The organism is Rathayibacter rhapontici, assembly GCF_001995175.1.
Taxonomy (GTDB): domain Bacteria; phylum Actinomycetota; class Actinomycetes; order Actinomycetales; family Microbacteriaceae; genus Rathayibacter.
The window spans coordinates 1-10,847 of sequence record NZ_MUKN01000086.1 but is presented as its reverse complement, the minus strand read 5'-3'; the positions used below and the strand labels follow the sequence as shown (position 1 = coordinate 10,847).

Sequence of the window (10,847 nt, the reverse complement as noted above, 5' to 3'; positions counted from 1 at the left end):
TCCGCGATCGCGGCGGGCACCCCCGAGCGGATCGACGGGCGCGAGGCCGTCGCCGCGTTCTTCGACGGCAGCGCGCACGCCGCGCTCCCGGTGCTCACCGCCGGACGGCCGGGCTTCGCCTGGTTCCACCTCGGCGAGGCCCGGGTGCTCTTCGACTTCGAGGTCCTGGACGGCCGGGTCGAGTCGATCGTGTTCCGCGCCGCTCCCGAGGTCCTGGCGGGTGTCGTGCGCCGGCCCCGCGACACGCCGGCGGTCACATCCGAGGGCCCCCGCCCGTCGTAGGAGCAGGAGCCGTCGTGCAGCGCGACGGCAGGAGGAGGACACCATGAAGACCATGACGTGCCACGACCTCGGCGGGCCGTGCGCCCTCGAGCACCGCGGAGCCACCGCCGACGAGATCATCAACGCGCAGGACCGGCATCTGAAGGACGCGGTGAAGGCGGGCGACGAGTCGCACCGGGAGGCGCGCGAGGCGATGAAGGGCCGCTGGATGCGGCCGAAGAAGGCGCTCGACTGGTACAACGGCGTCAAGCGCGCCTATGCCGAGCTGCCCGAGGACTGAGCGGCTCCGCCGCGGCACCGGCTCCGCGGGCGGGGGCGGACGACGGCGCCCCTCCCTCCGCGCGGGAGGAAGGGGCGCCGTCGTGCCGGAGGTGCGTCAGCAGGTGGCCGCCGCGTACCGCACCGAGGCCGAGAAGGCCGGCTGGTCGACCGCGGTCCCCGAGACGGACACCGCGCCCTCGGGCATCGAGCGCAGACGCGTGGTGAACGCGGCCGAGGCCGAGGCGCCCGGAGCGACCGAGGCGAACGACTTCGTGCCGTAGGCGGAGTCGATCGTGACGGCGGCCGCAGCGGTGTCGCCGTTGCGGACGACGACCGTGAGCACGACCTTGCCGGCGATGCAGCGCGTCGTCACCGTGGGGGCGAGCTCGAGGGTGTCGAGGCTCACCGCCGCGGAGGTCGAGGCGAGCACCAGCGCGTCGGAGTAGCCGTCGTACGAGGCGGTGACGCCCGTCACTCCGGCCGGGACCGTCGCCGCCGCCGAACCGCCGGCCAGGCGCACGGTCTGGCTCCAGCTGCCGCCGCGGAACGTGACGGTGCCCGCCACGTCGCCCGAGTCGGCGGCCTTCACGGTCGCGGTCGCGGTGCGGCCCTCGACGGCGAGCGTCGTGGTCGAGCCGACCGCCTTGACCGGCGCCCACTCCTTCATCGCGGTGAGCACCGTCTGCGGAACGCTGACGAACGCGCCGTGGCGCGGGCTGGCAGGCAGGCCGCCCTTGGTCGAGACGCTCCAGTCGGCCGACTTCGACAGGCGGGAGGCCTGCGAGCTGCCGGCGATGGCCGCGCCCGAGGTGACGAAGGCCTTGTAGCCGCCGCTGCCGTAGTTGTCGACGAGGAAAGCGTAGCCGTCACCGGTGCCCGTCGTGTCGTTCGGGTCGCCGGCGTTGAGCTTGACGATCTCGGGGCCCTCGCCCTCCTGACCGGTCTCGAGGCGGGTCATGTTGGTGTCGGTGAGCTGCCAGGTCGTCGTGGGGTCGGCGCTCCAGTTCGACGCGGTGGTCGGGGCGGTCAGCACCGTCGACTTCTCGAGGAAGATGTCCTTGCCCGCCTCGAGGACGCCGGCGGCGCCGCCCTCCTCGTTCTTCGTGAAGCGGTAGTAGTAGTCGCCGATCTTGGTGATCGTCGAGTCGATCCGCGCGTAGCCGGTGTCCTGCCAGGTGGCGGGCGGCTGCGTGAAGGTGCGGAAATCGCGGGTGATCACCGAGAAGACGCGCGAGTAGAGCTTGTCGCTGTTCGTCTTCGTGGCGTCGGAGTAGAGCCGCGACGAGAAGAAGACGACGTACGACTGCAGGGCGTCGTCCCAGTACGCCTCCGGCGCCCAGGTCATGCCCGCGGCCGGCTGGTTGACCGTGATGCCGGTGTCGGCGCCGTTGGTGCGGGTCCACTTCACCAGGTCGGTCGACTCCCAGACCTCGATCTTGAGGCTGCCCTTGGACTGCGCGTCGCCCCAGCTCGTGCCGCAGGAGATGCAGAGGTCGGTGGCGACCATGTAGTACTTGTCGCCGTTGTGCGAGCGGAGGATGAACGGGTCGCGGAGTCCGCGGGTGTCGGTCGTCGAGGTGATGACCGCCTTGCCGTCGTTGACCGGCGAGAAGGTGAAGAAGTCGTTGCCGGACGTCGCCGCCTGGTAGATCTTCTCGTCGCCGTCCGACTTGAAGTACGCCGAGGCGTAGCCCGCGTCGGGAGCGGTGCGGCCGAGCTCGGCCACCGTCAGCGTGAAGCTGCGCGACTCCGACACCCCGTTGAGCGTCGCGTTCGCGGTCAGGGTGACCGTCGCGTCGCCGCTGCCGTACGCGGGTCGCGTGACGACTCCGCCGCCCTGGTAGGGGTCGGCCGCGCCGACGGCCGGGGCGGTGTAGCCCGCGGTCGTCCCGGTGACGAGCGCCGGGTTCGAGGACGTCCAGGTGATCGCGGTGCCGTTCTTCACGCCCTTGACGACCAGGGGCAGGTTCTCGGTGGTGCGCGGCGCGAGCGCGATCGCGTCGAGGTCGTCGTTGATCTTCGGAGCGAGGACCACGAGCTCGAAGACGATCGGCGCACCGGTGTCCGGCGTGGCCGTCAGGGTGACCGGGGTGTCGGTCGGGATCGTGCGCGAGACGACTCCGGTGCTCGAGACGACCGCGGGGTTCGACGACGCCCAGGTGATCCTGATGCCGTTGCTGGTCGTCGGGAGGGTCACGTTGCCCGAGACGGACGTCAGCGACGGATTGCCGTTGAGCACGACCGGGAGGAGGTCGGAGCGCAGGAGCGCCGCCGTCGCGGCCTGCTTGGCGTCCGCAGTGGGCATGCTCGCCCCGACCTGCTCGGCGGTCAGCGAGGTGTCCCAGAACTTGACGTCGGTGACGTCGCCGGTGAAGAGGGCGTCGCCCTGGTAGAGCGAGCGGCCGAGGTAGCCGAGCGTGGTGCCCGAGGGGATGATGCTCGCCATCGACTTGGCGGCGGTGACCGTCGAGATCTGCGCGCCGTCGCGGTACAGGGTGAGCATGGTGCTCGAGCCGGTGCCCGATCCGACCAGGGTGAGGGTCGTGAAGCCGGGGTTGAGGCCGCCGCCGGCGGGGAGCCGCGTCTCGCCGTTGCCCGTGTCTTTCACGCGGATGCCCGCCAGCACCTGGGCGTTGTACGCGCCCTCCGAGCTGCGCGGGTTCACGAACACGTGGTTGCCCAGCGTCGTCGTGTTCCAGGGGCCGACACCGTCGCCGATGACCCAGCCGAACTGGTTCGCGGCGGTCTGCGTCTTCACCGTGTACTCGACCGCGAAGGAGTTGTCGGTGCCCGTGACGAGGCTCTTCGGCAGGGCCGCGTAGCCGTTGGCGCGGAACCGGGCGACCTGGTCGCCGCCCGCGTCCACGAAGGACGAGTCGGGCAGGTTCGTCAGCACGGCGTTGCGCCCGTTGCCCGAGATGTCGAGGAGGGCCGAGCCCGCGTGCGACATGTCGTAGTGGGCGGTGGGGGCGGGGACGTCGACCGCGGAGGCGGACAGCGGCACGAGGGCGCCGCTCAGGGCGACGCTCGTGCACGCGAGCGTGGAGAGGAGGAGTGCGCGGGTCCGGCGCCGGGGCGCGGGGTGCTCCGAGGAGCGTCGTCTCATCATCGAGACCTTTCCGATCGGTGGGGTGGGGCTCCCGGGGTCGGCGCGGACGCTCGGCCCGGTCCGCGGTCCCCTCCATCGGGGAGAGCGGGGGTGTGTTCACGTTAACACGCCCGGCACGGCGGGGAACAGTGCCGATGAACCCTTTCAGTCGAGAGGGCCGCGGGCGTCGCCGGTCCGGCCTGCGGACGCGCCGCCGGACCACCGCGTCGGGATCCGGAGCTCCCCGCCGAGGTGGCCGTTGCTCCCCGCCTCGCTGCCGACGTGGTCGACGGGTTCCGCCGCGGGGTTCACGAGAGCCCCGGAGGAGCGCCCGCCTCCCGTGATCGGAGCGCCACCGTGTCCCGCGCGGCCGATCCCTGCGGAGCCCTCGGGCCTGGTGGACACGATCTCGCGTGCTCCGCTCGGCCTGATCGCACGATCTGCGGCGTCGGTGACCTCGGTCGATGCCCGCATCGGCCTTCGGCCTCCTCCTTGCAGCTCGCACGATCAGACCGTGCTCGCGACGGCGATCTCGTGTCCACCAAGCCCTAGTGTGTGTTCGCACGCGCCGCCGCGGGCAAGAGGAGGCTCGTCATGCCCGAGTGGTACACCCTCGGAGTCGTCGCGCTGGTGATCGTCGTGGTCGTCGTCGTGATCGTCCGGTTCCGCATCAACCCCGTCATCGCGCTCGCGCTGGGCGCCGCCGCGATCGGCCTGCTGACCGGACTCGGACCCGTCGACACGGTCTCGACCATGTCGACCGGCTTCGGCGAGGTGATGGCCGAGGCGGGCATCCTGATCGGCTGGGGCGTGCTGATCGGCGCGATGCTCAACGAGATGGGCGCGATCGTCCGCCTCGTCGAAGGCCTCATGCGCGTCTTCGGGCGCCGCGGGATCCCGTACGCGCTCGGACTCTCGCTCGCCACGTACCTGCAGACGATCTTCGTCGACGTGCTGATCGTCATCGCCGCCCCGCTGGCCCGGAGGATCGCCCCGCGCCTGGGCCCCGCCGGCACCGGCATCATCGGCGTCACCTTCGCGGTCGGCCTCGAGATGGGCATCGTGATGATGGTGCCCGGCTTCGCGGCGGTCGCCCTGGCCGGGCTGCTCGGTGTGCCCCTCGGGGTCATGATGCTCGGCGGCTTCGCCGTCGTCGCGCCCACCGTCGTGGTCACGATCCTGCTGATGTCGCTGGCCTTCCGGCTCGGCTTCTGGGATCCGGAGCGCGATCAGCAGGTCGTCGTGCGCGACGACGACGAGGAGGCCGTGCTCGCCGGAGCGTCCGGCGCCGTCGGTTCCGCCGCCCCGGCCACCGGCACCGTCCGCACCGCCGTCGGCGGGGTGCCGCGCGGACCGGCCGCCCTCCGGCCCGGTGCCGTCGAGGAGCGCCAGCGCCCTCTCCTGCTGCTCTTCGCGCCCATGCTCGTGGCGCTCCTGCTGATCGCGTCGCAGGCCGTGCTGAGCGTGGCCGGCGCGGAGGTGCCCGCGATGCAGTTCCTCGGCAACCCGATCATCGCCCTGCTGCTCGCCGTCATCGCGACCGGAGTGATCGGCCGCCTCGCGGTCGGCACGAAGCGCATCGAGAAGGCCGTCGTGAAGGGCTTCCAGGACGGCGGTCAGATCTTCCTCCTCACGGGCATCGGCGGCTCGCTCGCCGCCGTGATCGCGCAGGGCGACCTCGGCGACGTGCTGAAGGGCTACTTCTCGGCGTCCTCCTTCGCTCCGCTGCTGCTCGTCTGGCTCATGGCCGCGGTGCTGCACATCGCCGTCGGATCGGTCACCCTCTCGGCGATCACCGCCGCCGGCGTCATCGCGCCGGTCGCGGCGTCGCTGGGCCTGGACCCGCTGCTGATCGCGCTCGCCGCGGGCTCCGGCGCGCTGTTCTGCATCCACGTCACCTCGAACACGTTCTGGCTGCTGCAGTCGTTCCTCGACCAGTCGGTGCGCGGGGCGCTCAAGACCGTGACGGTGGGGGTGTCGCTGGCGTCGGTGCTGGCGCTCGGGATGACGCTGGTGCTGTCGCTGTTCCTGTAGGGGCTGTTCCTGGAGCGATTGCTCCTTGAGTGGGAGGGGGCGGCGTGGGAGTGCGATCGGAGTCGCGGACGGCGTGACCGTGTGGCCGCGGCTCGGGGTGCAGGGTGCACGCCCGCTGAGGAGCGCCCGCGCAGGGGGATCGGGAGGCTTCCGGACGCAGCACGATCGATCGCCGCCTCGAGCCCGTCGGCGTTCCGAAGCAAGCCGGCTTCCCGCCGTCACTCGGGCGGTCGGGAGTCGTCGCTGCCGGCTGTGGCGCGTTCCCGGCGTGATCCGTTCGTGGCGTGAGCCGAACATGAGCGAATGTCAGTGGTGGCTGGTTCTGTGCTCGTATGACGGGAACAGAAGTGGTGGAGGTGCTCGCGCTGGTGCGGGAGCGCGGGGATCGGGCGGGCGAGCTGGCGCGGTCGGCGTCGCCGGTGATGCTGGCGGCGGCGATCGAGCTGCACGCGGCGTACGAGGCGGCGGTGTCGTGTCCGGAGGCGTTCGCGCGCGGTCTGCCGCGGGGCCGGTCGGCGGATCTGGTGGAGCGCTCGGTCCGGGCGGAGCTCGCGGTCGGCTGTGGAGTGTCGGAGCGGGTGGTGTCGCGGGATCTGGAGGAGGCGCGGCTGCTGATCGAGGATCTCCCGTGCACGCGCGAGGCGCTCGCGGGCGCACGACTGCGGTGGGAGGCGGGCCGGATCATCTGCGCGACCGCGGGCACCCTTCCAGCGGAGTCGCGAGCGGTGTTCGACGAGCGGGCGTGCGCGCTGGCGCTCGTGCTGACGCCCACGCAGCTGCGGCGCCGGGTGGCGCGGCTGCGCGACGAGCTGCACGTCGAGCCGCTCGCGGACAGGCATGCGCGGGCTCGGGAGGATCGCGCGGTGTGGGTGGTCCCGGAGACGGACGGCATGGCGCTGCTGTGCGCCCTGCTGCCCGCTCCGGTGGCGGTGGGGGCGTACGCGCGTCTGGACCGCATCGCGCGCTGCCTGCGGGAGGGGGACGGATCCGGTGGCGCCGAGGAGGAGCGGACGCTCGCGCAGCTGCGCGCCGACGCGCTCGCCGACCTCCTGTGCGACGGGGACGTGATCGGCACGGCTCCCGGTGACACGCCGGCGGCCTCGACGCTCGTGCCGGGGGTCCGTGCGGAGGTGCGCCTGACCCTCGCCGCGCGCACGGCCGTGGGACTCGACGACGCGCCCGCGGTCCTCGACGGCTACGGCCTGGTGCCCGCGGGTGCCGCTCGCGAGCTCGCCGGAGTCGCTTCGTCGTTCACGCGCGTCCTCACCGACCCGCGGACGGGCGCGGCGGTGTCGGTCGGGCGCACGCACCGGGTGCCGCCGCCGCAGATGCGCCTCGCTCTGCAGCTGCGCGACGGGACGTGCCGGTTCCCCGGCTGCACCCGGGTCGCGGCCCGGACGGAGGCGGATCACACGATCGAGTGGCGCCACGGAGGAGAGACCGCCCTCGAGAACCTCGCCTCCCTCTGCGTCGCCCACCACCACGTCCGACACGGCGACCGCTGGACCTACGTCCTCCACCCCGACGGCACCGCCGACTGGACCACCCCCACCGGCCGCCGCGTCACCACCCGACCACCCGCCCTCGCCCCGACCCCCGCTGGCCGTCCCGCACGCTCGCTCTTCACCGACCCGCCCCCCTTCTGACCCGAGCCGTCCGCGTCGGGACCGGGGTCGTCCCGACCCGCTCTCCGACGTGTGTCGGTCATGTTTCGGCCGTCGACACGCGCCCGAAACACGACTCACCTAGGTTCCTGAGAGGGTTCACACGCCATTCCGAGGTCGACGACGTCGAACGGGTGAGCGAGAGCCCCTGCACCTCTCCGCGCCACCTCACCGATCCACTCCGACACGGGAAGAACTCCGCTTGAGAACACGAACCGCCCTCGTCTCCGGTTGCGCCGCGCTCGCGCTCGCCACCGGTGGACTCCTCATCGCGCCCGCCGCGACGGCCACCACGCTGCCCGGCAGCACCCCCTCCACCACCGCCTCCGACTACAGCCGGGTGGACCTCGTCCGCCCGGCCGCCGCTCCTGCCTCGCTCGTCGAGCCCGAGTCGTACCCGGTGCGCACCCCGCTGACGGAGGTGCCGGTCGATCCGACCGACGCCTCGCTGGTCCGCGGGGTCACTCCCTACGACGCGATCGCGCCGATGCTGAACGACCTCGCCGAGAGCTCCGACCGCGTCTCGACGCAGGTCGTCGGGCAGTCCGCCCTCGGGCGCGACATCTACCTGGTCACCCTGACCGCTCCCGAGACCGCGGCTGAGACCGCACAGCAGGAGCAGTGGCGCGACCGCCTCAAGTACGACCCCGCGAGCGCGAAGGCCGACGCCGAGCTGATGGCCGGCTACAAGGTGCCGACCTGGTTCAACGGCAACATCCACGGCAACGAGTGGGAGGGCACCGACGCGATCCTGAACTACATCGAGCGCCTCGCCACCGCCGAGGACGCCGAGACCGAGGAGCTCCTCGCCGGGAACCGCCTCTACTTCACCGTCACCAACAACCCCGACGGGCGCGCCCTCGGTCAGCGGGCCGTCGCGACGGGCTACGACCCCAACCGCGACATGATCACGGGCGCGACGAACGAGTCGGCCGTCATCCGCGACCTCTCGAGCGTGCTCCAGCCCACGTACTTCATCGACATCCACGGCTACACCGGCATCCTGCAGGTCGAGCCGTGCGGTCCGCCCCACGGCGAGAACTACGAGTACGACCTCTTCCTCCCGCACGCCTACGCGACCGCCCTCGAGATCGAGCGCCGCGTCGTCGAGGCGGACGTCCCCGGCAACACGTACCTCGCGGCCGACGGCAGCGCGACGGAGGAGAACACCGGCAGGATCCTCATCCCGTACCGCGACATCCGCGCGGGCTGGGACGACTGGCCCCCGATCTTCGCTCCGCAGTACGTCGCCTTCCAGGGTGCGATCACGAACACCGTCGAGCTCCCCCTCGGGCGCACGGACGACGTGGCGCAGCACCAGGCCAACGCCGACATCGACATCGAGGTCGCCGACATCGTCATGGACGCGACGGTCGACTACATCGAGGCGAACCGCGACGCTCTGCTGACCAACCAGGTCGCCATCTTCGAGCGCGGCGTCACCGGCGCTCCCGCCGTCGAGATCCCCGCCGACGTCGCCCCCTCCGACCTCCCGGCCGGCACGCCGACCGAGTGGACCGAGATCTGGGACGAGACCGACGTCTACACGACCGACTACCCGCGGGCCTACGCGATCCCGGTCGACGGCACCCAGCGCTCGACGTCCGACGCCGAGACCCTCGTCGCCCAGCTCCTGGCGCACGGCGTCGAGGTCGGGCGGACCACGTCCGAGACGACCGTCGAGGGCCGCACCTACGCCGCGGGCACCTATCTCGTCGACATGCACCAGAGCGTCCGCGGTCTCGCGAACGTGCTGCTCGCCGACGGCACCGACATCTCGAGCCGCGTGCCCGAGATGTACGACGTCTCGGCCTGGAGCCTCGCGCTCCTGTGGGGCGCCGATGTCGAGGCACTCGGCTCCACGACCGACGTCCTGCCGGCTGTCTCCGTCGAGCCGGTCACCTCGATCGAGCCCTCGGGCAGCGTCCCGAGCGGAGCCGACTACCTCGCCTTCGAGCCGCGCGGCGTCCTGGAGTACCAGGCCGTGAACGCGCTGCTGGCCGACGGCATCGCGCTCGAGCAGTTCGAGGACGGCACGATCGCCCTCCGCGCCGACGACGCCGGCCTCGCGGCCGCGGAGGAGGCGGCGTCGGTCTTCGGCGTCGACTTCACCGCGACCACCGCCGAGCGGATCGGTGACGAGGACGGCACCGCGCTCGCCTCCGTGCGCGTCGCCTACTCCGGCACGCACGAGGACCGCGACGCCCTGGCGAAGCTCGGCTTCGCGACGCGGTCGCCGTGGACGCCGAGACGCTGACCACGGGGGAGGCGACCCTCGCCGACGCCGACGTGCTGCTGCTCGGTCGTGCCCTGTCCTTCACTCCGGAGCAGGCCGCGGGCCGCACCGCCGTCGAGGGGTTCCTGGCCGCCGGCGGCGACGTCGTGGGCCGCGGAGCCGCCGGAGCGTCGTTCGCGACCGACTTCGGACTCGCGCAGCTCACCGCCACCACCGCCACCGGCGGCTCGAACGGCATCGTGTCGGTCGAGACCCCCGAGGGCGGCGTCCTCGGGGACTACCCGCAGGACACGGCGTTCGTCTCGCCCGCCCTGTGGTTCTCGGACCTCGACGCGAGCGTCGCGGTCGAGCAGACCTACGGCGACTTCGTGTCCGGTCACTGGACCGACAGTGAGGGCGCGTCGCGCACCGACGCGGCCGGTCGGGCCTCCGCCGTGTCGTTCGCGACGGAGTCGGGCACCGAGGCGTTCCTCTTCGGCACCTCGCCGGTGTTCCGCAACCACCCCGTCGGTGCGTTCAGCGACGTGGCGCGGGCCCTGCTCTCCGTCGTGCCGGAGGGCGCGGTGGTCGAGCTGCCCGCGACGCCGGAGCCGACCGCGACGCCCACGGCGACTCCGACGCCCACGGCGACTCCGGAGCCCACTGCGACTCCGGAGCCGACCGCGACTCCGGAGCCGACCGCGACCCCGGAGCCCACTGCGACTCCGGAGCCCACCGCGACCCCGGAGCCGACCGTCGAGCCGACGGCGACTCCCGAGCCCACGGTCGAGCCCACCGCCACGGCGGCGCCCACCGCCACGGCTGCTCCGTCCGCCACCGCGCTGCCGCTGCCGACGACCGGATCGGGCGGACTCGCCTCCACCGGCGTCGAGACCGGTCCGTGGCTGCTGCTGTCGGGGGGTGCGCTCGTCCTCGGACTCGGCGCCCTGCTGATCGCGCGCAGCCGCCGCGAGAGCACCGAGAGCTAGCATCTGCGCACAGGAGGGGGCCGGCGAGCACGTCTCGTCGGCCCCCTCCGGCGCCGCCGCTCCCCGATCCCACCGTCCCCAGGAGGACCGATGCCGTCCCGCTCCACCCGCACCACCGGGATCGTCCTCGCGATCGTCGGTCTCGTCGCCGTCGTCGTCGCGATCGTCCTCCTCGTCCGTCCGGGCGGGGGAGCGACGCGCCCGGAGGGACGCCCGGCACGAGCGCGTCCGCGAGCTCGTCCGCCCCCACCGCCGAGGACGGCTCGACGCCCGCTGCGACGTCGGTCGCCGACTCGCCCGCCCCGAGCGCGGAC

Annotated in this window: 6 protein-coding genes and 1 pseudogene; 6 read left to right on the top strand and 1 reads right to left on the bottom strand. The window is 72.6% G+C overall.

Annotated features, from left to right (window positions below; translation table 11 throughout):
* Both B0T42_RS17925 and B0T42_RS17920 read left to right on the top strand, forming a co-directional pair.
* Nucleotides 1–282: pseudogene (locus tag B0T42_RS17925) on the top strand (RNA polymerase subunit sigma-70); the annotation flags it as partial.
* A 43-nt stretch (nt 283–325) separates the two neighbouring features.
* A complete protein-coding gene (locus tag B0T42_RS17920; protein WP_077224361.1) occupies nt 326–562 on the top strand; it encodes a DUF1059 domain-containing protein in 237 nt (78 codons plus the stop codon).
* Nucleotides 563–658: 96 nt separating this feature from the next.
* Here B0T42_RS17920 and B0T42_RS17915 read toward each other — a convergent pair whose 3' ends face one another.
* Nucleotides 659–3,649 carry an immunoglobulin-like domain-containing protein gene (locus B0T42_RS17915; protein WP_236720392.1) on the bottom strand — a complete coding sequence of 997 codons (2,991 nt, stop codon included), beginning with the start codon at nt 3,647–3,649 and terminating at the stop codon, nt 659–661.
* 576 nt (nt 3,650–4,225) lie between these two features.
* On the opposite strand from B0T42_RS17915, the gene B0T42_RS17905 reads away from it, so the two are divergent.
* The 4 genes from B0T42_RS17905 (at nt 4,226) to B0T42_RS20760 (ending at nt 10,533) form a co-directional block, all read left to right on the top strand.
* Complete coding sequence (locus tag B0T42_RS17905) at nt 4,226–5,665, top strand: GntP family permease (protein WP_077224358.1); 1,440 nt, start codon at nt 4,226–4,228, stop codon at nt 5,663–5,665.
* A gap of 332 nt (nt 5,666–5,997) precedes the next feature.
* The gene (locus B0T42_RS17900; RefSeq protein ID WP_077224357.1) at nt 5,998–7,311 is read left to right on the top strand and encodes an HNH endonuclease signature motif containing protein; all 1,314 of its coding nucleotides are present in this window, start codon (nt 5,998–6,000) and stop codon (nt 7,309–7,311) included.
* A gap of 220 nt (nt 7,312–7,531) precedes the next feature.
* Nucleotides 7,532–9,586, top strand: a complete 2,055-nt coding sequence (locus B0T42_RS17895; protein ID WP_077224356.1) for a M14 family zinc carboxypeptidase — start codon at nt 7,532–7,534, stop codon at nt 9,584–9,586.
* Nucleotides 9,568–10,533 carry an LPXTG cell wall anchor domain-containing protein gene (locus tag B0T42_RS20760; protein ID WP_077224355.1) on the top strand — a complete coding sequence of 322 codons (966 nt, stop codon included), beginning with the start codon at nt 9,568–9,570 and terminating at the stop codon, nt 10,531–10,533. The genes B0T42_RS17895 and B0T42_RS20760 overlap by 19 nt, the downstream gene beginning before the upstream one ends.
* Nucleotides 10,534–10,847: the final 314 nt, after the last annotated feature.

What these genes read in the sequence shown, in the direction of transcription:
- B0T42_RS17920 (WP_077224361.1), top strand. Translation starts at nt 326, where the DNA reads ATGAAGACCATGACGTGCCACGACCTCGGCGGGCCGTGCGCCCTCGAG.
- B0T42_RS17915 (WP_236720392.1), bottom strand. Translation starts at nt 3,649, where the DNA reads ATGAGACGACGCTCCTCGGAGCACCCCGCGCCCCGGCGCCGGACCCGC.
- B0T42_RS17905 (WP_077224358.1), top strand. Translation starts at nt 4,226, where the DNA reads ATGCCCGAGTGGTACACCCTCGGAGTCGTCGCGCTGGTGATCGTCGTG.
- B0T42_RS17900 (WP_077224357.1), top strand. Translation starts at nt 5,998, where the DNA reads ATGACGGGAACAGAAGTGGTGGAGGTGCTCGCGCTGGTGCGGGAGCGC.